The sequence below is a fragment of the Cryptosporangium aurantiacum genome, from assembly GCF_900143005.1.
GTDB lineage: Bacteria > Actinomycetota > Actinomycetes > Mycobacteriales > Cryptosporangiaceae > Cryptosporangium > Cryptosporangium aurantiacum.
The window spans coordinates 1-19,956 of record NZ_FRCS01000021.1 but is presented as its reverse complement, the minus strand read 5'-3'; the positions used below and the strand labels follow the sequence as shown (position 1 = coordinate 19,956).

Here is a 19,956-nt window from a genome sequence, read left to right as displayed (position 1 = left end):
ATGGCTAGCCCGACCCGGCGCGCCTGGCGGATCACCGGAGCCTCCGCCACCTGCCTGGCCGTCCTGCTCGGCACCACCGTGCTGTGGTCGGGCGTGACCCACCTGGCCGTCGACCGGGAGACCCAGAGCGAGACCTACGACCACGCGGTCGACCGGGTCGAGCTCGACCTCGATGAAGGCGCGATCCGCATCGCCGCCGGCGCACCCGGCCAGGTGGCGGTCGAACGTCGGCTGGAATGGTCCGGCGAAAGGCCCACGGTCGAGGAGACCTGGCACGGCGACACGCTGCGGATCACCGCGCGCTGCCGGAAATCCGCCTGGAGCCGGGAGCACTGCGCGGCCGGGTACACGCTGACCGTGCCGGCCGACGTCGAGATCGACGCGCGCACCCGCACGAGCCGCATCGAGGTCCGCGGGCTGACCGGCGACCTGCGGCTCAGCGGCTCGTCGGGCGACGTCACGCTCACCGACACGAGCGGGCGAGTTCGGGTCACGACCGGCGCCGGCGCGATCACCGCCACCGGCCTGCGCGACGGCCCGGTGGAGGTCCACGCGAACTCGGGCGACGTCCATCTGCGCTTCGCCGCGGCACCCGAGACCGTGCGGGCGACCACCGCCGCCGGCAACGTCGACATCGCGGTTCCCCGCACGGACGCCTACCGGGTGTCGGTCGAGACCGCGGACGGTGATCGCGAGGTCAGCGTCCGGCAGGACAGCGCCGCTACCCGCACCATCGCAGTGCGGACCACCCGCGGCGACGTGAAGATCACCCAGAGCCGCTGACCGTTCGGATACACAGCGAGCCGGATGTCGATCGCTGCCGATCGGCTACGACTCCTCTCTGCCAGACCCGCCTCCGAGCACGAGAGAGTAGAGAGAATCGGATGAGCACCTCACCCAACAAGCAGCTGGTCGAGACCTACCTCGAGGGTTTCCGCACCAACGACCACGAGAAGATCCTGTCGTGCCTGTCCGACGACATCGCATGGACCGTCTTCGGTCACTTCCGGCTCACCGGCAAGAAGGCCTACGACGACGCCATCGAGGGACCCGGATGGGTCGGTCCTCCCCAGCTGGAGGTCGTGCGGATGGTCGAGGAGAGCGACACCGTCATGGCTGAGCTGCGAGGGTCCGCTCCCCAACAGTCCGGCGAGCCGGTGCGCATGTCGATGGCAGAGGTGTTCGTGATCCGCGACGGCAAGATCACCGAGCGCCGCGCGTGGGTGATCCCGCTCGTCGAGAACGACCACCGCTGACCGGGAGCCAGCGCTGAGGGGGTCCGCGAGCGGCTCCCTCAGCGGAGAGTCAATTGACCGATGTCGGGCCGCGCCGGGCGCCGCACAGTGTGTCTACAGGTTCAGGCACCGTGTGGAGCGGACATGATCACGATCGATCAGCGGGCAACCGCATCCCGGACACTCGTCGGCGGGCGCTACCGGCTCGACTCGCGTCTCGGCAGCGGTGCTTCCGGCACGGTCTGGCTCGCCCAGGACGAGGAACTCGGCCGCACGGTCGCCGTCAAAGAGATTCCCCGGGAGCTGGCCCCCTACCCCGGCGCCGGCCGCCTCGAGGCCCGTGCCGCCGCCCGCATCGACCACCGGGCCGTCGTCGCCGTGTACGACTTCGTGGCGCAGGACAGCGACGGCGTCGATTGGATCGTGATGGAGGCGCTCTCCGGCCGAACCCTGGCCTCGGTGCTCTACCAGTACGGACCGGTGAGCGGCGACGAAGCCCGCTACCTCGCCGAACACCTCCTGGACGCACTGGGCGCGGTCCACGGCGCCGGACTGATCCACGGCGACGTCAAGCCGGGAAACGTCCAGCTCTGCGACGACGGCCGCGTCGTGCTGCTGGACTTCGGGCTCGCGACCGTCCCCCGCCGGACGGCAGGCGCGACCGACGGACCGGTCGCCGGCAGCCTGCCCTACATCGCTCCGGAGATCCTGCGGTCCGGCGTCTACTCGCCGCAGTCGGACCTGTACGCGCTGGGCATGACCCTCTACGTCGCGCTCACCGGCGAGGCACCCGACATCGACCTGACCGCCGACCAGTACCGCGTGCCGGAGATCCCGCCGCACGCCGCAGCCTTCGCCGGTGTGCTGCGGGGCCTACTGGACCCCGACCCGGACACCCGATTCGACGCGGACGCGCTCGACCGCGCCCTCCGCCGCCTACCCCGGTGAGTCCTGGACCGCTGTGGGCGACACACAGTCGGCGACGAGACGACCTAGCGCTTCCGGAGCATTGACGTGCGCAAGGTGCCCCTGCCCTGGTAACACGTGCACGGTCGCACCCGGCGTCATCTGCGCGACCGCGTCGAACGCGGTGCCGTACGGCTCACCGCCTCGGCTGTCCTCGCCGATGATCAGGTCGACCGGCGCTTCGATCGCAGCCCACTCGAGGACCTCCGTCTCGACGCTGTATTCGCTGCCGAGCGGGCCACTGGGCGCCCGGCCCCGCCGGTTGAGAACGAGCCCTCGCGCCTGCCTAAATCCGCACACTTGGCCGGGATGACGCCGAACGAGTTGGCATGCGTGAGCACAACCTGTTTAGTGATGAGCACAGTGCCATGTGACTTGTGGGGCCGCTGTGCTCGTTGTGGCGGAGCGTGCTGGTGTGAGGTGATGAGTGGCATCGACACCGTTACCGAGTCCGGCGATGGTGCAAGCGGCTCAGGACGGCGACGTCCGGGCTATGAGGACGCTCGTCACCGCCCATCTGCCGCTGCTCTACACGCTGGTCGTCCGCGCGGCGAGTCCCACGGTCGACGTCGGCAATGTGCTGGGCCACACCGTCACGCTCGTCGCTTCCGGCATGCCAGGACTGGCCGAGCCGGATAGCTTCCGGCCGTGGCTGCTGGGCACCGCGATGCGGTTCCTCTGGGCAGCCGAGGAGGCCGGGAATCCGCGCGACACGGGCCGGCCTGCGGTCCAGGTCGATCCGCACGACCAGCGGGAAGAGGCGAACGCCGCCGTCCAATGGCTGGTCGCCGACGATCGCGCACTGCTCTCGTTCTGGTGGCTGGAGGCGTCCGGCGAACTCAACCGCGCAGAGATGATCGCCGCCTGCGGGCTCACGCCCGCGCAAGCCGAAACCCGCCTTCGGCAGGTCGAGGCCCACTTCAACGACGCCAGAACAACAATTCGGACGCTCAGCGCGGCGCCGCCGTGTCCGGAGCTGGCGGATCTGCTGCGGCATTGGGACGGCCGTCCGTCCGATCGGCAACGTCGTCAGATCACGCGGCACGCCACAAACTGCTCGACGTGTTCGGCGCGAGCGGACGACCTGATCCCGGCCGACCGTCTCATGCGCGGCAGCCCGTTGTTGGCGCCACCGCCCGCACTCGTCGAGGAACTGCTCGCGCGGTGCGACCGAACGCCGGAGCCGGCCGGCGGTTCCTGGGGTGCGGCGCTCATCGACCGAGCACGGCGCGCTGCGGAAATTCCATGGGTGGCGACGGCGGCCCGGTTCATCGCGGTCACCGGCGCCGTCGTGCTGACGATCAGCACGTTGCTGGCGTACGCCGACAGCCGGAAGACGCAACCCGAGCCCACCTCGACGCGCATCGGGCCCGCGGCCCCCTCAGCCTCCCCGTCGCCCGCGCGGGCAACGTCCGCTGCGACGACCCCGTCGGCGAGCAGTTCTCCACGCGCGCCGTCCAGTTCGACCGCGGTGGCGTCACCAGCCTCGGCGCCGCTGAGTCTGTCCGGTTCCCGGTCGCTCCGGTCGGTCGCGCACCCGGATCGGTACGTGCGGGCGGTCGACGACCTGGCCGCCGTCACCCCCGTGAGCCGATCCAGCTCCGGAGCGTCCCGGCGGGAGGCGACGTTCACCGTGGTGAGAGGCCTTAGCGACCCCTCGTGCCGGTCATTCCGCGACGCCTCGGGCCGCTATCTGCGGCACTTCGCGTTTCGCGTCCGGCTCGACCACGACGACCGATCCGAAATCTTCCGGCAGGACGTCACGTTCTGCGCTCGTACGGGCGCCACGCGCCGATCGGTGTCGTTCCAATCGACGAACTACCCGGACCGATACCTCCACCTGCGTGGCGACGAACTCTGGATCGACCGGCCGGACAGCAGCCCGGCGTTCCGCGCCGCGGCCTCGTTCGAGGTCTCCGCGCCCTTGGCGTGAGCCGTGTGCGTGCGCTTGACTGATTATCAGTCAAGAGCTGGAAGGAGCGGATATGACGATGAAGCCGCGACACGCTCCACTCGACGGGACGCGCATCCTGGTAACCGGCGCCTCGAGCGGAATCGGACGCGCCCTGGCCTTGCAGTTGGCAGACGCCGGGGCTCGCCTCGCTCTGTCGGCGCGCAGAGTGGAGCTACTCGAAGAGCTTGCGGCCGAGATCGCAGCCGGCGGCCACCCTGCCCCGATCCTGCTCCCGGACGACCTCGCGGTGCCTGGCTCCGCCGCGCGCCTGGGTCAGAGCTGCCTCCATGCGTTCGAGGGAAGCATTGACATCCTGGTCAACAACGCCGGGACAAGTCTCACCGGCGCGTTGAGTCACCACGCCGATGACGCCGCAGCCAGAGCGGTGTTCGAACTCAACCTGTGGGCGCCGATCGCGCTGAGCGCCGCGGTGGTCCCGGCCATGCGCGCTGCCGGGTCCGGCACGATCGTGAACGTCACCTCGACGCTTCAAGCAGTGCCGTTGCCGCTGCTGGGGTACTACGCGGCATCGAAGGCTGCCCTGGCACAGGCCACCCGGTCCCTTCGATTGGAGTTGTCGAACACACCGGTGCGCGTACTCGAAGTGGTGCCCGGCGGGACAGACACGGCGCTCCGCGACATCGACGACCTGCCTTGGCAGGGCGCACCACCCAGAACACTTCCGCCGATCTCGGCGCAGTCCATGGCAGCACGAATCGTGCGCTCGTTGCGTCGCGGGGACACACGGCTCGTCTATCCGCCCTACTCGCTGCTCCCACTAGAATTCCCCATGGTCGGACGGGCGGTAGCGCGGCTGGCCGGCGGCCGTGTCGACACAGCCGCCGCGATCGATCCGCTCGGCTAGCGTCACCTGACGATGACCTCCATCGACCAGAGCCAGGACCGCCGCCGACGGCTGCTCACCGCCGCACGCACGTTGTTCGCCGCGCGTCCGTACGAGAAGGTCACCACTACCGAGATCGCCAAACGGGCAGGTGTCGCGTACGGCCTGATCGCCCATCATTTTGAGAACAAACACGGCCTCTACCTCGCCGTCATGAAAGAAATCGGCGCCGAACTCGCCGCCGAGCAAGACGCCCCACTCACGGGTGACACGCTGGAGGACCAGCTACGCGAGGCGCTCGGGCGGCACGTCCGTTACATCGACCAGAACGCCGCCGGCTTCACCGCCATGATGCGCGGCGGCCTCGGAACCGACCCGGAGTTCCGTTCGATGTTGGAGACGTTGCGGTGGGTAGGTGCCGCGCGCATCCTTCACCGCCTCGGCGTGCCCGACCCGCCGCCCGCGACGCTGCGGAGTGCCATGCGCGCCTGGGTGGCCTACTTCGACGAGCTCATGCTCGACCGCATCGAAACTCAGGCTCTCGACCTCGGCGATCTTGTCGAACTCGCGGCGGCGGCGCTGAAGTCCACTGTTGCGGCGACGCTCGAGCTCGATCCGGAGATTCGAGTGCGCTCCGACGTTCACCAGCTGCTCCACAGCCGACCAGCGACCGGAAGTCGACTCCCGGCCCGGTCGTGAGACCCGACCCATCCGAGGCTGCGTGCCGCGTTCTACCAGCGGCTCGGCACGGCGTTGAGCCCTTTCGCTCGTTCCGTGCTGTGGCGCGGGAGGCGTGGTGCTCAGCCGGCGTTGCGACGGGTGCGGCGGGTGTAGGAGTGGGTGGCGATCGCCAGCCCGCCGACCCAGATGAGGAATTGACCAATTCCGTAGATCCCGGTGCGGGCGTCGAAGATGGCGTCCGGGTTGTTCCACTGGAGCGGCATCAGGACGGCGGCGAACACGGTGTAGGCGAACAGCGCGACCGACAGCGCGACGCCGGGTGCGATAAGGAGTATTCGCGGGACCTGACGGCCGCTGAAGGCCGGTACCCAGCGGGGGAAAACCAGGCCCCAAGGGCGAACCAGAGCAATGGCCAGCACGGCCGGCAGCAGGGCCAGCAGGTTGAGCGTCAGCAGGTACACAGCGCCGCCGTCCTCGTACCAGGGACGGAACAGCTCGGGGTCGGCGAAGAGCGGAATGCCCAGCGCCCAGATCGCATGCAGCGGGATGAAGCCGATGGTGGCCGCGGCGGCCGCCGCGTAAGCGGCCCTCACCGCGTATCGCGGAGGCGGCGCCACCACGTGGGCCTGGGCACCCGTGGGCAGACGATCCGCGATGGCGGTATCCAGTGACATGAGGCCTCCTCGGCTGTCCGCCCGCTCGGGCGGCGTGTCTCCAGGATCTCGGCTCAGCACCCCGTCGAACATCTGCCGATCGGCAGATAGCGGAGGCGAGTCCGGTCACTTCGACCCGCCGCCCGGGTGGGTGAGGTTGAGCCGGGCAAGCCGGCCGGGGTCGGACAGGATGTCGATCGCGGCGATCTTGCCGTCGGAGACCGTGAAGCTCATGACGGAGATCAGCTGATCATCGACGGTGTTGACCAGGCCGGCGAGGCCGTTGACGCGCGCCGGATACGTGGCGGCGCTGGAGGCCATGCGCTGGAAGGTGGCGAGCTGCCCGGAGACAGCCGCGGCGCCCCGGATTGCCTTCATGCCGCCGGTGAGCACCCCGCCGTCGGCGCGAAGCACCACGTCCGGATCGAGAATCGACACCAGCGCTTCGAGGTCGCCGCCGCGCGCGGCGGCGAGGAAAGCCTCCACCACGCGGCGCTGGCCGCTCAGATCGGCGTCGGGCTCCGGGGCCGCGCCGCGGACTCGCTGGCGCGCCCGGCTGGCGAGCTTCTTGGCCGCCGAGGGGGTCCGATCCACGATCGGCGCTATCTGCTCGAACGGCAATCCGAACATGTCATGGAGCACGAGCGCCAGCCGTTCGGCCGGGGGCAAGGAGTCCAGCACGACCAACAGCGCTAGGCCCACCGAATCGGCCAGCAACACCTCCTGCTCCGGATCGGAGGCGTCCTCACGGCCGACCACCGGATCGGGCAGCCAATCCTCCAGCGACTCCTCGCGTCGAGCCTTACGACTCCGCAGCATGTCCAGGCAGACTCGGCCGACCACGGTGGTCAGCCAGCCACCCAGATTGTCGATGGCACCGGAGTCCGAACGCGCCAGCCGCAGCCAAGCTTCCTGCACCGCGTCGTCGGCCTCGCTCAGCGACCCGAGCATGCGGTAGGCGACCGCTCTCAGGTGCGAGCGGTGTCCCTCGAACTGGACGGCCAGAAAATCCTGAGGCGTCACGGCGGCGTTCCTTCTCTCTCGGCAGCGTCGTACCGCTGACGCGGCGAACCGCCCAAAGGTGACCACGCAACGCCCCGGTGAGATCCAACGCCGCACCGGTCACCTTCCCGCCGACCGATCCGTCGAAGCAATGCAACCCCGAATCGCAGAAGGGAAAGCCCACCGTGAACACCACCGAGTCGCGCCTGCCCAACCCCGCCGTCCTGGTTCCCGAGCTCAAGGACATCGGCGGCGCCCTGTTCAAGGCGACTGCCAACGGGACGATCCCGCAGACCACCATCGGTCTGGTGCAGCTACGCGCCGGCCAGATCGTCGGCAGCACGTACCTGACGATGCTGCACACCGGCAACCTCCGGAAGGCCGGCATCAGCGAAGAAAGCATCACCGCCGTGGCGTCCTGGCGAGACGCGCCCTACTTCACCGCTGCCGAACGGGTCGCGCTGGAGCTGGTCGAGGCTGTGCTCACCGTCAGCCCGTCGGGAGAGCGCGTCCCCGACCAGCTGTACACCCGAGCGTCCGAGCAGTACGACGACAAGGCGCTCGCCACCTTGATCATGGCCATCGGCCAGGTCTGCTTCTTCCTCCCGCTGGCCCTGATTGGCAAGCCGCTCCCCGGTGTATCGCCGACGGAGCAGTGGAGGCAGTAACGAACTGCTGCGCCTGCATCCGGACGCCTGACCGGTCCCGGGGCGGCGGGGTTCTCAGCCCTGCCGCCCCGGCGAGTGTCTGATCCACCTTGGGGTCGAAATCCCCTTGAGGTCTCGACTTTATCGAACGCATGTACGTATCCTGTCGGGCATGGCTCGTGGCTTGCGTACCCCTGCCGAATACGGCTTCGGTCTCACCATCGATGACGCGACCTACCCGATCCGGATGTTCGGCCGCGGCGAGGACGACGTCCGGGCCAAGGTCGAGGTCAACTTCGGGCGTCGGGTGCCGCGGTACCACCGGTGCCTGGACGAAGATCGGCCCGCGGTGCGGATCGAATGGGGCCAGGTCAAGGAGTGGTCGATCTCGACGCCGACGCTGCTGCAACAGCGGGCGCCCAGCTCACCGCAGACCAGCGACTGAGCCTGCGTAGGAATCTGATTGCGTGATCAGAGATGGCCCGGCAGGTTCGCGGTGTGCATCCGGGTCAGCTTTCGGTACCGACGGACGTTGTCGGCAGGCTTGTCGCCGCCCAATTTCCTCGGTGGGCCGGGCTGCCGGTCAATCCGGTGGCGAGTACCGGCACAGTGAACGCGTTGTTCAGGCTCGGCGATCGTTTCGTAGCGCGGTTTCCGCTCGCGCCCGGCGACCCCGAGGCAATGCGACACCAGCTGGAAGCCGAGGCGCGAGCCGCCGGGGAGTTGACCGGCCGGACGCGGTTCCCGACGCCGGAGCCGCTGGCGCTGGGCGAACCCGGCTTGGGCTATCCCTTGCCCTGGTCGGTCCAGACGTGGATCCCGGGGACCACCGCGATCGACGACGATCCTGGGATGTCGGACAAGTTCGCGGAAGATCTCGCTGAGTTCATTCTCGGAGTCCGGCGCCTCGACATCCGCGGCCGGACGTTCAGCGGGCCCGGCCGCGGCGGCGACCTGCGGGCATCGGACGCCTGGATGGAGACCTGTTTCCGCCAGAGCCAATCACTGCTGGACGTCGAGCGGCTGCGCTCGATGTGGACAACCTGGCGCCGTCTGCCTCGGTATCGGCCCGACACGATGAGCCACCGCGACCTGATTCCCGGCAATGTGCTTGTCGCCTCCGGTCGGCTGGTCGGCGTCCTGGACGTCGGAGGGCTCGGCCCAGCCGATCCGGCGCTCGATCTCGTCTCGGCCTGGCATCTGCTCGGCACCGGGCCGCGGGAGGTACTCCGCGCGGCGCTGGCCTGCGACGACCTGGACTGGGCCCGCGGCCGGGCCTGGGCGTTCGAACAGGCGATGGGCCTCGTCTGGTACTACGCCCGGACCAACCCGACGATGAGCGCGCTGGGCCGCCGCACCCTTCACCGAATAGCTGCGTCCTAGACACCCCCACCCAGCAGCCTGGTCGTGCGAAGCGCGGTGATCCGTAAGGCATGCTCAGCACGTGAGCAGGCGTCGGCCGTGGAGGCGCACGTGGGGGCAGTGCCCGGCATGCGCTCATCCGTGGTCTGAGCATCAGTTGCCCGCGTCCCGGCCACGGCCGATGACCGGGTGGAGCAGGACTCGGGGGTGGTCAGGGTCATCGGCGACGGCCGCGTACCGGTTCATTAGAACCGGTTCGAACCCGAGCACATCCACGATCTGACCGCTTCGCCCGTCGAGGACGACCGATCGCTTTTCGCGCGTGCCGTACAGAGCGCCGTTCCAGGCCATTGTGATCAACGGCGCCCGTGTACCGGTCGCCCGCCACCGCGCCTGAAAAGTTTCGACGTCGTAGCCGACCGCGAGCGCATATTCCGGAGCAGTCTCGTCATGCGTGGCGCAGACGATCGTCTCCCGCTGATCGAAGACACACTGGTCCAGCCGATCGTCGATATCCATCGATCGGACCGAGGCGCCGGTGGCGGCGCGGAGGAACGAGACGAAGTAGTCCTCGTCGAACCAGTCGCCGTGCACGTAGATCAACCCGTTGCCCAGCGACTCCACTTGGAGGCTGTGGCCTTGCGGCCCGTCCGACCACAGGCGGGTGCCGTCGCTGGTCCGCAGGCCGACGACCTGGCTCCGGCCTTCCGGAGCGTCGATCTTCGCGAGAACTACCGGTCCGTCGACGAGCATCGCCTCGACGCCGCGCACCGCCCATCGCAGGCGATGGTTACGGGTATCGACCGCGTAGGTGATGGGCCCGTCGGCTCTGTTCTGCCGGAAAACGAGCGTGTCATCATCCACGCCGACCAACGTGACGGCGTGACCGGTGGAGCCGGGCGGTACGTCGACCCGCGTGGACCACCTCCGCGCACCGGTGGCGGGGTCGAGAGCCAGCAGATGCACCGCGTCGCGGCGTTGCGGGCCCGGCAGCAGCACGAACGCCGCCGCGTACACGGTCGGCGCGGTACCCGGAGCGCCGAGGACCAGGTCAGCGAAGTTCACCGGCCCGCCCGCGCGCAGGTCGCTCTCCCGAACGGTCCATCGGCGTTCTCCGGTGACGGCATCGACCGCCACAACGCCGGACTCGTCGACATAGGCGAACGACCGACCGATCAACACACCGGGATTCTCAGAGCCCTCCACCACCGCAACCAGGACGGCCGGACCGAAGCGAAGACGAGAAGCGGCGTCCCCTGATAACAGCAACATGCCGGCCACGGCGAGACAGACCGGAACCGCGAACCTGAATCGACGTCGGTTCCGCACGTCAGCGCCTACTTCCTCTCGCTCACGACTCGTCAGTCACCTACCGATCAACCAGCACGGATACCTGGCGATCAGCTGATATCCGGTCGGCTCCGGCCGGGGCGACGCGCTCACCCTTCCATGACCCAGGCCGGACGGGCTTGCCCGGTGGCGCCTCTTCGACGGCATTCCCATTCGTCGGGAACAACGTCCGACGCCGCGCGCGAGAACGGTAAAAAGCCCAGGTGGTCAAGGTGATACCTCAGCTGGATGCCGTCTACTGCGAGGGTTGGGATCCCGTTACACGGGGCGTGGTCGGTGTGCTCGACCCGGCCGTGGCGCGCGCCCGGGACAGCCGCGGCGAGCAGTACGCCGTGCTCCTGCTGGTCGGCGACGTTCCGTTCGCACTCATGGAGATCGCCTGGGCGTATCGGGCGTGCACGGTCTGGCACTTCGACGACGAGTTGCGACGCTGGCTCAAGCACGACTTACGACGCTTGGCCGACGACGACCTCTTCCTCATCGAAGCCGTCGAGTGGACCTACTTCGATCCCGCCCACGACGAGTTCGACCCGTCCGCCACTCAGGAGACCGAGGAGTATGCGCCCGACGGGAACGACGCCGGGTGGGCGCACCATCCGATGCCGCAGTTCGGCGACTGGTCGTCGCTAGCGGCGCTGCACGACGACGGGTTGAGATGCCTCGCCTGCGTCGACGCTGCCGCGCTGCCCGAACAGGTTGCGCCCTCGCCGCTGGCCGAGCCGCCGTGGCGACCACCTCAGCCGCTACAGCCGGATCTGGATGCCGTACTGCAGAACGGCGGCCGTCTGAGGCTGGCCTACGAGGACGCAACTGAAGACTCGATCGTCGAGCTCCGCGAAGCCGGTGAACTGCGCATGCCTACCGGACGCCTGGTCGCGGCGGACCCGTATCCGCTGGAGTTCGGCAACAAGCCCTTCACCGAAACCGTTCCACCTGGTTCGTATCCGGTGATCATCAGCTATCTACCGGACTCAGGCACCACCGCAGCGGCCCGCCTCGTCATCCGCGACGAACCTGTCGAACGATGGGAGTTGGCGCTATGCGCCGGCCAGGACACCATCGCCCTCGGCGACGGTGAGTTCTACGGATTCGGGGTGGACACCGGGACCGCGTGTTTCGTCGACGCGGCCGGCGCCGACGCGCTTCCGGCTCTGCTCGAGCCCCGCTGGATCGAGTTCCACGACCGCGAGCACGGTCCGACGCAGACGGTCGATCTCGGCGAAAGCGGCGCGAACGTCATCTCCTGGGCCAGTGGCTACGGCGACGGCTCGTACCCGACCTGGATCGGCCGCACGAAGGGCGGCGAGATCGCCTGCTTCGTGGCAGACATGCTGATGTAGCTCGTTTGGCAGTCGCGGGATGCGTGGGTGGCGGGAAGCGCGTGACGCGCTTGCCGTTGGGTAGTGGCGTCCCTACGCTCAGCGCATCACTGGCGCCAACGGGGAGTCGTTGTGAAGCGTGGGTGGGACGAGCTGATCGAGATCGGCGGGCATCCGCCCAGTGGGCGGCCATAGGGACCCGGTTCAGCCACGTGTTTCTGCCTCGGGGTGCGCGCGCAGCGCTGCGCTGAGCCATCCCACGACTGGCTGCAAGGATGGCATTTCCGGTACGCCGTTGACGCGTGCCAACAGTTGGAAGTACCGCTCGGCGTGTGGATCACCGCCGATCTCGATTCGGGTCACCAGAGCGGCCCGGTAGGCGGCGGTGTCGCTGGTGCCGAATTCCGCGACGTAGCGGGCCACGATGCCGTCGATCACCGGCTGGGCCTCGGGCGATCGTGGGTCGGTTCCGGCGGCGATGGCGTCTTCCACACGCGCGCGAACATCGTCGGTCAAAGCCCCGTGCAGCCCGGTCTGGTCGCCGGCTGCTCGTTCTGCTGCCTGGTGCTCGGCGGCCCGTCGCGCGCTGGCTCGGAACTGTGGGTTCTGGATCAACTCAGCCAACGCCACCCATCCGTCGAGTTGCGAAGGGCTGGGGTCTGTCGGCAGTTCCGGGAGCGCTGCGCGCATCATCGCGACGAACTCGGGGTTGGCGTCAAGGTCTGCGAACGTCTCGTCGATGAAGGTCGTGACGAGACGTTCGCGTTCGGCGGCGGAGAGGCGGGCGAGTCGGTTCATCAGGGGTGCCTCCGAGGGCTCGGTGCCGCGCGCGGCGATGAGGGTGAGGACGGCGTGCTGGACGCGGAGCGTCTGGATCTGGACGGCCAGCGCGTCGGCGTGGGCGGCTGCGACGTCAGCGAGTGAGACGTGCCGTTGCAGCACGCGTTGGATCGTTGCCAGGTCCAGCCCTAGGTCACGCAGGGTGCGGACGAGATCGAGGCGGCCCAGCGCGGTAGCGTCGTAGCGTCGGTGTCCGGCTGGGCTGCGGGCGGTCGGTGGCGTCACGCCCGCGTCGGAGTAGAACCGGATCGTGCGCACCGAGAGACCGGTGTGATGGGCTAGGTCACCGATCGAGTAGAGGTCGTCCACGCCGATCAGCTTGCTCTCTCCAGTAGGTGGAGGTTCAAGCCCAATTGCCCGGGCAAGCCCCCGCCGTCGCGCACCACCGCTAGGCCGCGGTGGTGCTGGCCTCGGCGTCGGCGGGGGCCTTCACCGGGTGCGGCTTGAGCAGCTTGAGCCCCACGATGCAGCCGATGATGCCGATCAGAAAGACGAGCTTGAGCGGGCTGGCGGTCTCGTGGCCGGTCGCCATGGCCCATGCGACCGTCAGCGCAGCGCCGGCGCCGCTCCAGATCGCGTAGGCGACGCTCATCGGGATGTGCTTGGCCACGTAGGCCAGGGTCGCCATGCTGAGAGCCAGCGTCGCGAAGAAAATGATGGTGGGTGTGGCCTTGCTGAAGCCGTCGCTGGCGCCCAGGGCCGTAGCCCAGACCGCTTCGAGTGCGGCACTGATGAACAGCACGATCCACGGCATCATGCCACCGCCTTGAGTCCGACGACGCAGCCGATCAAGCCGACGAGAAGGGCTGCGCGCACGAGAGTGAGGGTCTCGGTCCTACGAGCGACCGCGATCAGGAGCGTCAGCACCGCGCCAATCCCGACCCACACGGAGTACGCAGTGCCGGTCGGCACCGAGTTCATCGCGTAGGCCAGGCCGGCCATGCTCAGCACCAGAGCAACAACAAAAACCACGGTCGGGCCACGCCGCCGGAAACCCTTCGAGTCACCGATCGCGGTCGCCCAGACGGCCTCCAATACCCCTGACCCGATCAACACCAGCCACGCCATCGTGAACCTCTCCTACCGTTTCCGTACGAGTGTGCCAAAACAGGTATAGCACGTTTCCGCACAGTCGTGCGAGAATGTGTGGCATGCCTCGCACTCTCGACGCCGACGAACGCAACCGCGTGGTTTCCGAAGCCGCCTGGAGAGTGCTGGTGCGCGACGGCATACCGGCTCTATCGGTGCGCAAGATCGCCGCCGAAGCAGGACTGCCTGCCAGTTCGCTGCGCTACACCTTCCCGACGCAGGCGAGCGTGCGCGCGCGGGCTTTCGAGCTGGTCGTCGAGCGCCTAGCCGCCCGGGTGGCCGCAATCCCCCCTGGCGACGGCTGGGCCACGGCAGCGCTGATGGAACTGCTGCCACTCGACGAGACGCGGCGCCTGGAGATGGAGGTCGGCCTAGCGCTGGGCACCGCGGCGATGACCGACCCATCGCTGCGGACCATTCACCACGCGGTCCATCAGGCCATCCGCGACATCTGCGAGCAGGTGGTGACGCGGTACGTCCCACTCGCCGAGCGGACGGTGGAGGCGCAGCGCCTACACGCGCTGACGGACGGTCTCGCGCTGCACATCGTCCGGCAAGAACCGCACGAGAGCACCGACTGGGCGGTCAGCGTCCTCGACCTTCATCTCACCAGCCTGACCAACCGGGGGCGAAGGATCTGAAGGCCTCAGCGGTCGACCATCATCACTTCGGACTTGGAGGTCTTGCAGACGACCTCGCCTTTGAAGTCGTCGTCCACGTCGAGCCCGTTGGTGCGGATGTAGTAGTCGAGCTGATGGACCGGCACATAGTTGTGCACGCCTCATGGGTCGCCGGGGCCGATCCGGGCGACGGTGCCGTGCCACGCGGGATCGTGGAACTTCACGATCTGCTCCAGCCGGATCGCACCCTCGGGCTGGTCGTAGCCGATCACCGAGTCCGAGGGCAGCGTCAGCAGGCAGTCGCGCAACTGGGCGACGTTGAGCATCTCGCGGGCTCCGCTGTGCGCCGGTGAGAGCAGGAACAACCCGGTTGCGAGCGCCGACAGCGCCAGGCCCATCCTGCGTCGGACGGCGCTGATCTCCGTGAACCGACTGAGTATGAGGATGACCGCGACGGTGACCAGGTAGACCGCCGGCGCGGGGTAGTAGCCGCCGCTGCGCCACGGCAGCAGCGTCGCGGAGTAGCCGAGACCACCGAGCAGATGCCGTACCAGAGCGCGCCGTTCGCGAGAACCGCGAGGCCGGCCCACGCCCCGACCGCGAACCGCAGCCGGTGGTCGACGGGCAGGTTACGCCGGGCGGCGAGTACCAGGCCGAGGACCGCCGGCGCCAGGAACACCACCCGGAGCGCGTGCGCCGGTCCGACCGGCTACAGCGGTGGGGAGTCGCCGTCGCCGCTCCACGCGTCGAGGGCCTCGTCGGCGGTGGGGAACATCGGGAGGACCAGGTCGAGGCCGACGACGCCGAGCAGGTAGCGGGTGCGTGCGGGCACCGCGGACAGGACGAAGACACCGTGGGCCTGCGCGGCGTAGGCGTGCGCCGCGAGGAGTGAGCCGATGCCGGAGGAGTCGCAGAAGGTCACCCCGCTCATGTCGATCGTCAGTTGCTGGCCATCGGTGAGCCGCAACTCCAGGAGCGCGGCGTGGACCTGCGGAGCGGTCGCGTGATCGAGCTCCCCGGCGAGGCTCAGCACGGGGCCGGCCGTGGTGGTGCGGGTATCGGTCGTGAGGTGGGCCTTCACGGGTGCCGCGCTTCGGTTTCCCGGGCGGGCACGCTCAACGCGAGGAGGGCGGTGTCGTCGTCGACGCCGTCCCCGAGAACGTCGAGCAGCGTGGTCACCGCGTCGACGGCGTCCGTCGCGGTGGTCGGTGCCAGGGAGATGGCGAAGTCCAGGAGCGCTGCCTCGCCGTAGCGGTGGGCGCCGGCCCGAGCGGTGTGGGCCTCGGTGAGGCCGTCGGTGTAGAGCAGGAGGGTGTCCCCCGGGGCCAGCCGTACGGTCGTGGTGACGATTTGCGGGTCGGCCAGGACGCCGATCAGCTGACCACCGGGGGTGTGCAGAGCCTGGGCGGTGCCATCCGCGCGCATCAGCAGCGCTGGCGGGTGGCCTCCGGCGGCCAGCGTGAGCGAGAACGTCCCGTCGGCTCCGGCCGGGGTGAGGATGCCGAACACCACCGTGCAGAACTGTGGCACCCGCCCCTGATGGTCGTAGCGGAGCACAGTGTTGAGGTTGCGCAGGACCGTGGCCGGATCGTTGTCGTAGACCGCGGCGGCCCGCAGCGTGTACCGGGCCAGGGACGTGATCGCGGCGGCTTGGGCACCCTTGCCGCACACGTCGCCCAGAAAGAGCCCCCACTGGCCCTCGGCCAGGGGAAACAAGTCGTAGAAGTCGCCGCCGACCTCCTCCACGGATGCCGCGTGATAGGCCGCGGCGACGTCCAGGCCGGGAACCGGGATCAGCGTCGGCGGCAGCAGGGTCTTCTGAAGTGTGGCGGCGAGTTCGGCCAGCCGGGCCCGTTCGGCCTCGACGGCCGCCTGCGCGGCTTCCGCTCGCGCCTGCGCCGCTTCGGCCTTCGCCTGCGCTGCTTCGGCCTGCTCCTGGGCCGCCTGTGCGGCCTGGCTGGCGCGCAAGAGCTCGACCTCGTACGCGCGCCGATCACGGGCGTCGACGATGGTGGTCCGGATCAGCAGCGGCTGCCCGTCACCGCCGGTCTTGACCACGGAGGTGACCAGCACCGGCAGCCGGTCGCCGTCGGCGGTCTGCAGCTCCAGAGCGATGCCGTTGACCTGACCCTGCATCTGTAGCAGCGGTGCCACGTGCGTCTCGTTGAACATCCGGCCGCCGATGGTCAGCAGGTCGGCGAATCCGCGGCGCCCGACCAACTCGTCCCGGGTGTAGCCGAGCCACCGCAGCAGCGTGGCGTTGACCTTGGCGATCCGCCCGTCCAGCAGCGTCGACAGGTAGCCGCAGGGTGCGTTGTCGTACAGATCCTCTGCGCTGTCCTCGAGCAGAGCGGAGAATCGGGCGCGCTCGTCAGATTTCGCGACAGCCTCCTCGGGCTTGCTTGCCATGCCGTGACCGCCTTCGCCGCCAGATCGACCTGGCCCGCCGAGTAGATCATCCCGGCCCCGGGTCCGCGACCTGGGAAATCGATGCCCAGCGGACGGCCGGATCCGAGGGGAGGTCAAGCCCCGCTGTGGCCGGTGACGCCGTCCGCGGCGCGCACCGGAGCCAGGGCGGCGGCGAGACGGGTGTCGGCGGCGACGCACCGTCGCGCATCGCGACGACCCGGTCGGCGACCGCGGCGATACGGGCGTCGTGCGTGACGACGACGAGCGTCTGCCCGCCCGCGCGGATCTCCTCGAACAGCCGCAGCACCTCCAGCGGGTCGTTGCTCAGTGCGCGGGCGATCGCGACCCGTTGCCGCTGACCACCGGAGAGCGCGGACGGCAAGTGCGTGGCGCGGTCGGCAAGCCCGACCTGATCCAGCAGGTGCAGCGCGCGCTGCCGCGCCCGGCGGGGCGGCCGGCCAGCAATGCGGCCAGCTCGACGTTCTCCACTGCGGTCAGATCGTCCATCAGGTGGAACGACTGGAACACAAAGCCGATGTGGGCGCGCCGCAGCCGGGCCAGCGCCCGTTCGCTCATCGTGTCGAGACGGTGGTCGGCCAGCCATACCTCCCCGCCGGTGGGGCGTTGCAGCCCGCCGAGCAGGTGCAGCAGCGTGGACTCCCGCAACCGCTCGGGCCCACGATCGCGAGCGCCTCCCCGACGGGCACGTCCAGATCGACGTCGTCCACCGCGCGGACCAGCGTGTTTCCCCGGCCGTACCACCTGGCGAGGCCTCGCGCGCGCAGCGCCACCGATCCGCTCACTTCTCCGCCTTTCGCCATGCCTGGGTCTCTCGGGCGGCCTGGGTCTCGGGCGGCCTCGGTTTTTCGGGCGGCCTCGGTTTTTCGGGCGGCCTCGGTTTTTCGGGCGGCCTCGGTCCAGGTGCGTTCGCACGCGTCCAGCCACTCCAGGTCGGCGCGCAGGCGCAGGACGACGCCTTCGCCGCGACGATGGCGCACCGGCCAGTAGCGTCGGCGGCGCGGATTGGCCAGGTGGCCCGGTTGCGTCGTGGGCGAGGGCCCAGTGGTCGGCGAGGGCCCAGGGTTCAGCGACGGCCCTCTGCGTCCTTCGCGTCGAGTTCGGCGAGCAGCGCGTCGAGCGGATCGATCTCCTCGGTCGGCGCGCCGACCGAGGCGGGCGAGGGCGGGGCGGTCGGTACTGGCTGAGCCGGGCGCACCGCCAGCCGCCAGTTCGTCGGACACCGGTAGATGGGATAACCATCCGGATCGGTGACCGCGCTGGTCAACTTGTACTCGAGGATGCCGCCGGTCACCCCGACCTCGACCGTCGCCGGAAGCTGGTGACGGTTGTCGCGGTAGACCGGCACGGTTGTGTAGCCGGCCGGGCCGCCGCGTAACTCGACTCGGACCTCAGTCAACTTGTCGCTCCCATCGCGCTTGCCCACGGCAGATCACCCGAACGGTCAAAATCGGCGAACCAGCGCCCTGCTCCGAGTCTCTGCCTCGGACAGCTTGACCGAACCCGTCCCCGCACCCCCACGCCGCCCCTCGACCACCAAGTGTTGCTGGGCACCGGTGATCATTCAGCGCTCCGTCGGCGGGAAGACGCGGATCCACTCCTGCCCTGGCGCCAGCTGGTTGCGGGCCTCGGTGAGTGTTGCAGGCAGCGAGGTCCGCATGCCTGACCACCGATCCGCCATCCACCCACGCAGCCTAGAACATGCGTTCGATCACAGGTTGTATCTAGCTGCGCGTGTCGCGCACACGCCTGACCCAACCGGCGCCGCGATCAACGCCGCCGCGTGCATGTCGGCGCTGCGCGGCTTGATCAGGTATCCCGCCGCTGATCCGCGGGGCCGCTTCAGGCGTGGGATCCCGCCAGCTCCTCGATCAGATCCATCTGTCCCTGCACGCCCGCCTCCATACCGGAGCTCATGATCATGTCGCGGAGGTCCTTGGTGGGGCACTGGACCAGCAGCCGGAGCAACGTCCCCTCGCCGTCGGGGTCGAACGTCACGGTGTTCGTCGGCACCTCGCCGGGCGCACCGTCGGGCGCACCTCCCGGCACCTCTCCGGGCGCCTCGAAGACCTCGGTGTAGACGATCGTGCGGTCCGGAACGATATCGAGGTACTGGCCGTGGAAGGCGACCTGCGAACCGTCCTCGGCAACCATGACGTAGCGCCAGCGGCCGCCGATCGTGAAGTCCATCTCCACCGAGGTCGTGGCGCCCTGGTCGCCGCTCCACCACTGTCGCACCAGTTCGGGAGTGCTCCACACCCGGAAGACGCGCGCCGGGGACGCGGCGAAGTACCGGGTGATGAGGATCTGCTCGTCCGTGGGCAGGGTGATCTCGGCGGCACTCTTGGTCTCGCTCATGCGCACTCCTCGGTCGTGGTGAGTGAGAGTGGGTCGGGCCGCACGAGTCAGCTGTCGTCGTCCGGCATCTCGGCCAGCACCTGGTCCATCCGATCGAAGCGCTGGTTCCACAGATGCTCGAACTGCGACGCCCACTGGTGCACCGGCCGAAGCGCCGCTCCGTTGACCCGGTAGAGGCGTTGCCGGCCCGCATCCCGCACGGTCACGATCCCGACGTCCCTGAGCACCCGTAGGTGCTTGGACACCTGCGGCTGGCTCTGGCCGAGCGCAGCGACCAACCCGCCCACGGCGAGCTCGCCCCGGGCGAGGCACTCGATGATGTCGCGGCGTCGGGGTTCGGCGATCGCGTTGAACGCATCTGTGGTCGTTGCTGCTCGTGCCATGGCAAAATCGTATGCCTATATAGGCATACGAGTCAACGGGTGAGAGGTGCTCGCCATGTCCACGGGATGTGTTCTGACCCGAGCGCTCTCTGTGGCACGACACCGGCGCCGCGCACAGGCCTACCCTCTGTGCGGCTACTTATTCAATGGGCGGTAGGACGGTGCCCGGCGGGGTAGCGTCCAGGCGCCCGGTCCGTCGCTCCCACTGCGGCTGCCCACGCGGGTC

Annotated in this window: 25 protein-coding genes and 1 pseudogene; 11 read left to right on the top strand and 15 right to left on the bottom strand. The window is 69.0% G+C overall.

Annotated elements, in window-relative coordinates; translation table 11 throughout:
* The 3 genes from BUB75_RS38625 (at position 1) to BUB75_RS38615 (ending at position 2,183) form a co-directional block, all read left to right on the top strand.
* Entirely contained in the window at positions 1-783 is a 783-nt protein-coding gene (locus tag BUB75_RS38625; RefSeq protein ID WP_073264804.1) for a DUF4097 family beta strand repeat-containing protein, read from the top strand.
* Positions 784-884: 101 nt separating this feature from the next.
* On the top strand, positions 885-1,256 hold the full coding sequence (locus tag BUB75_RS38620; protein ID WP_073264803.1) for a nuclear transport factor 2 family protein: 372 nt from the start codon (positions 885-887) through the stop codon (positions 1,254-1,256).
* 123 nt (positions 1,257-1,379) lie between these two features.
* A complete protein-coding gene (locus BUB75_RS38615) occupies positions 1,380-2,183 on the top strand; it encodes a serine/threonine-protein kinase (RefSeq protein ID WP_073264802.1) in 804 nt (267 codons plus the stop codon).
* On the opposite strand, the gene BUB75_RS38610 is transcribed toward BUB75_RS38615, so the two are convergent.
* The gene (locus BUB75_RS38610) at positions 2,172-2,501 is read right to left on the bottom strand and encodes an alpha/beta fold hydrolase (RefSeq protein ID WP_073264801.1); all 330 of its coding nucleotides are present in this window, start codon (positions 2,499-2,501) and stop codon (positions 2,172-2,174) included. The genes BUB75_RS38615 and BUB75_RS38610 overlap by 12 nt on opposite strands.
* Before the next feature lie 157 nt (positions 2,502-2,658).
* Here BUB75_RS38610 and BUB75_RS38605 point away from each other — a divergent pair, with 157 nt between their 5' ends.
* Genes BUB75_RS38605 through BUB75_RS38595 form a run of 3 tightly spaced genes read left to right on the top strand, consistent with a single transcriptional unit; the run spans position 2,659 to position 5,698 of the window.
* A complete protein-coding gene (locus BUB75_RS38605; RefSeq protein WP_084742233.1) occupies positions 2,659-4,134 on the top strand; it encodes an AbfB domain-containing protein in 1,476 nt (491 codons plus the stop codon).
* A 52-nt stretch (positions 4,135-4,186) separates the two neighbouring features.
* The gene (locus BUB75_RS38600) at positions 4,187-5,020 is read left to right on the top strand and encodes an SDR family NAD(P)-dependent oxidoreductase (RefSeq protein ID WP_218618034.1); all 834 of its coding nucleotides are present in this window, start codon (positions 4,187-4,189) and stop codon (positions 5,018-5,020) included.
* Between the two features lie 12 nt (positions 5,021-5,032).
* Entirely contained in the window at positions 5,033-5,698 is a 666-nt protein-coding gene (locus BUB75_RS38595; protein ID WP_073264799.1) for a TetR/AcrR family transcriptional regulator, read from the top strand.
* A 101-nt stretch (positions 5,699-5,799) separates the two neighbouring features.
* Here BUB75_RS38595 and BUB75_RS38590 read toward each other — a convergent pair whose 3' ends face one another.
* Both BUB75_RS38590 and sigJ read right to left on the bottom strand, forming a co-directional pair.
* Positions 5,800-6,354, bottom strand: coding sequence for a hypothetical protein (locus tag BUB75_RS38590; protein WP_073264798.1), 555 nt, complete (start codon positions 6,352-6,354; stop codon positions 5,800-5,802).
* A gap of 105 nt (positions 6,355-6,459) precedes the next feature.
* A complete protein-coding gene (gene sigJ / locus BUB75_RS38585) occupies positions 6,460-7,356 on the bottom strand; it encodes an RNA polymerase sigma factor SigJ (protein WP_073264797.1) in 897 nt (298 codons plus the stop codon).
* A 164-nt stretch (positions 7,357-7,520) separates the two neighbouring features.
* On the opposite strand from sigJ, the gene BUB75_RS38580 reads away from it, so the two are divergent.
* From BUB75_RS38580 to BUB75_RS38570, 3 genes are all read left to right on the top strand, one after another.
* Positions 7,521-8,003, top strand: coding sequence for a carboxymuconolactone decarboxylase family protein (locus BUB75_RS38580; RefSeq protein ID WP_073264916.1), 483 nt, complete (start codon positions 7,521-7,523; stop codon positions 8,001-8,003).
* 151 nt (positions 8,004-8,154) lie between these two features.
* Entirely contained in the window at positions 8,155-8,427 is a 273-nt protein-coding gene (locus BUB75_RS38575; protein ID WP_073264796.1) for a hypothetical protein, read from the top strand.
* A 32-nt stretch (positions 8,428-8,459) separates the two neighbouring features.
* Positions 8,460-9,365, top strand: a complete 906-nt coding sequence (locus tag BUB75_RS38570) for an aminoglycoside phosphotransferase family protein (protein WP_073264795.1) — start codon at positions 8,460-8,462, stop codon at positions 9,363-9,365.
* Between the two features lie 132 nt (positions 9,366-9,497).
* Here BUB75_RS38570 and BUB75_RS38565 read toward each other — a convergent pair whose 3' ends face one another.
* Positions 9,498-10,616 carry an outer membrane protein assembly factor BamB family protein gene (locus BUB75_RS38565; protein ID WP_245806375.1) on the bottom strand — a complete coding sequence of 373 codons (1,119 nt, stop codon included), beginning with the start codon at positions 10,614-10,616 and terminating at the stop codon, positions 9,498-9,500.
* A 290-nt stretch (positions 10,617-10,906) separates the two neighbouring features.
* Here BUB75_RS38565 and BUB75_RS38560 point away from each other — a divergent pair, with 290 nt between their 5' ends.
* On the top strand, positions 10,907-12,034 hold the full coding sequence (locus BUB75_RS38560; protein ID WP_218618032.1) for a DUF4241 domain-containing protein: 1,128 nt from the start codon (positions 10,907-10,909) through the stop codon (positions 12,032-12,034).
* A 183-nt stretch (positions 12,035-12,217) separates the two neighbouring features.
* On the opposite strand, the gene BUB75_RS38555 is transcribed toward BUB75_RS38560, so the two are convergent.
* The 3 genes from BUB75_RS38555 to BUB75_RS38545 all read right to left on the bottom strand — a co-directional run bounded on the left by BUB75_RS38555 (position 12,218) and on the right by BUB75_RS38545 (position 13,921).
* A complete protein-coding gene (locus BUB75_RS38555) occupies positions 12,218-13,162 on the bottom strand; it encodes a MerR family transcriptional regulator (RefSeq protein WP_073264792.1) in 945 nt (314 codons plus the stop codon).
* A 79-nt stretch (positions 13,163-13,241) separates the two neighbouring features.
* Positions 13,242-13,610, bottom strand: a complete 369-nt coding sequence (locus BUB75_RS38550) for a DMT family transporter (protein WP_218618030.1) — start codon at positions 13,608-13,610, stop codon at positions 13,242-13,244.
* Positions 13,607-13,921, bottom strand: coding sequence for a DMT family transporter (locus tag BUB75_RS38545; RefSeq protein ID WP_073264788.1), 315 nt, complete (start codon positions 13,919-13,921; stop codon positions 13,607-13,609). The genes BUB75_RS38550 and BUB75_RS38545 overlap by 4 nt, the downstream gene beginning before the upstream one ends.
* Positions 13,922-14,004: 83 nt before the next feature.
* Between BUB75_RS38545 and BUB75_RS38540 the strand changes: the two genes are divergently transcribed.
* Complete coding sequence (locus BUB75_RS38540; RefSeq protein ID WP_073264786.1) at positions 14,005-14,583, top strand: TetR/AcrR family transcriptional regulator; 579 nt, start codon at positions 14,005-14,007, stop codon at positions 14,581-14,583.
* 5 nt (positions 14,584-14,588) lie between these two features.
* Here the strand turns inward: BUB75_RS38540 and BUB75_RS48320 are convergent, their stop codons facing one another.
* The 8 genes and pseudogenes from BUB75_RS48320 to BUB75_RS38505 all read right to left on the bottom strand — a co-directional run bounded on the left by BUB75_RS48320 (position 14,589) and on the right by BUB75_RS38505 (position 19,730).
* Positions 14,589-14,720, bottom strand: coding sequence for a hypothetical protein (locus BUB75_RS48320; protein WP_281248441.1), 132 nt, complete (start codon positions 14,718-14,720; stop codon positions 14,589-14,591).
* Positions 14,721-14,723: 3 nt separating this feature from the next.
* The gene (locus tag BUB75_RS38535) at positions 14,724-15,152 is read right to left on the bottom strand and encodes a hypothetical protein (RefSeq protein WP_073264784.1); all 429 of its coding nucleotides are present in this window, start codon (positions 15,150-15,152) and stop codon (positions 14,724-14,726) included.
* Positions 15,153-15,271: 119 nt separating this feature from the next.
* Positions 15,272-15,643: an STAS domain-containing protein gene (locus BUB75_RS38530; protein WP_073264782.1), complete on the bottom strand. Its 372-nt coding sequence runs from the start codon at positions 15,641-15,643 to the stop codon at positions 15,272-15,274.
* A complete protein-coding gene (locus BUB75_RS38525) occupies positions 15,640-16,971 on the bottom strand; it encodes a PP2C family protein-serine/threonine phosphatase (protein ID WP_073264780.1) in 1,332 nt (443 codons plus the stop codon). The genes BUB75_RS38530 and BUB75_RS38525 overlap by 4 nt, the downstream gene beginning before the upstream one ends.
* Before the next feature lie 196 nt (positions 16,972-17,167).
* Positions 17,168-17,792: pseudogene (locus BUB75_RS48950) on the bottom strand (ABC transporter ATP-binding protein); the annotation flags it as partial.
* A gap of 263 nt (positions 17,793-18,055) precedes the next feature.
* The gene (locus tag BUB75_RS38515; RefSeq protein WP_143175689.1) at positions 18,056-18,388 is read right to left on the bottom strand and encodes a hypothetical protein; all 333 of its coding nucleotides are present in this window, start codon (positions 18,386-18,388) and stop codon (positions 18,056-18,058) included.
* A gap of 443 nt (positions 18,389-18,831) precedes the next feature.
* On the bottom strand, positions 18,832-19,347 hold the full coding sequence (locus tag BUB75_RS38510; RefSeq protein ID WP_073264774.1) for an SRPBCC family protein: 516 nt from the start codon (positions 19,345-19,347) through the stop codon (positions 18,832-18,834).
* Positions 19,348-19,394: 47 nt separating this feature from the next.
* Positions 19,395-19,730, bottom strand: a complete 336-nt coding sequence (locus BUB75_RS38505) for an ArsR/SmtB family transcription factor (protein WP_073264772.1) — start codon at positions 19,728-19,730, stop codon at positions 19,395-19,397.
* Between the last annotated feature and the right edge of the window lie 226 nt (positions 19,731-19,956).

Excerpts from the sequence above, each read along its gene's own strand:
- BUB75_RS38625 (WP_073264804.1), top strand. The coding sequence starts at position 1 with ATGGCTAGCCCGACCCGGCGCGCCTGGCGGATCACCGGAGCCTCCGCC.
- BUB75_RS38620 (WP_073264803.1), top strand. The coding sequence starts at position 885 with ATGAGCACCTCACCCAACAAGCAGCTGGTCGAGACCTACCTCGAGGGT.
- BUB75_RS38615 (WP_073264802.1), top strand. The coding sequence starts at position 1,380 with ATGATCACGATCGATCAGCGGGCAACCGCATCCCGGACACTCGTCGGC.
- BUB75_RS38605 (WP_084742233.1), top strand. The coding sequence starts at position 2,659 with ATGGTGCAAGCGGCTCAGGACGGCGACGTCCGGGCTATGAGGACGCTC.
- BUB75_RS38600 (WP_218618034.1), top strand. The coding sequence starts at position 4,187 with ATGACGATGAAGCCGCGACACGCTCCACTCGACGGGACGCGCATCCTG.
- BUB75_RS38595 (WP_073264799.1), top strand. The coding sequence starts at position 5,033 with ATGACCTCCATCGACCAGAGCCAGGACCGCCGCCGACGGCTGCTCACC.
- BUB75_RS38590 (WP_073264798.1), bottom strand. The coding sequence starts at position 6,354 with ATGTCACTGGATACCGCCATCGCGGATCGTCTGCCCACGGGTGCCCAG.
- BUB75_RS38575 (WP_073264796.1), top strand. The coding sequence starts at position 8,155 with ATGGCTCGTGGCTTGCGTACCCCTGCCGAATACGGCTTCGGTCTCACC.
- BUB75_RS38570 (WP_073264795.1), top strand. The coding sequence starts at position 8,460 with ATGGCCCGGCAGGTTCGCGGTGTGCATCCGGGTCAGCTTTCGGTACCG.
- BUB75_RS38565 (WP_245806375.1), bottom strand. The coding sequence starts at position 10,616 with ATGTTGCTGTTATCAGGGGACGCCGCTTCTCGTCTTCGCTTCGGTCCG.
- BUB75_RS38550 (WP_218618030.1), bottom strand. The coding sequence starts at position 13,610 with ATGATGCCGTGGATCGTGCTGTTCATCAGTGCCGCACTCGAAGCGGTC.
- BUB75_RS38545 (WP_073264788.1), bottom strand. The coding sequence starts at position 13,921 with ATGGCGTGGCTGGTGTTGATCGGGTCAGGGGTATTGGAGGCCGTCTGG.
- BUB75_RS38540 (WP_073264786.1), top strand. The coding sequence starts at position 14,005 with ATGCCTCGCACTCTCGACGCCGACGAACGCAACCGCGTGGTTTCCGAA.
- BUB75_RS38525 (WP_073264780.1), bottom strand. The coding sequence starts at position 16,971 with ATGGCAAGCAAGCCCGAGGAGGCTGTCGCGAAATCTGACGAGCGCGCC.
- BUB75_RS38510 (WP_073264774.1), bottom strand. The coding sequence starts at position 19,347 with ATGAGCGAGACCAAGAGTGCCGCCGAGATCACCCTGCCCACGGACGAG.
- BUB75_RS38505 (WP_073264772.1), bottom strand. The coding sequence starts at position 19,730 with ATGGCACGAGCAGCAACGACCACAGATGCGTTCAACGCGATCGCCGAA.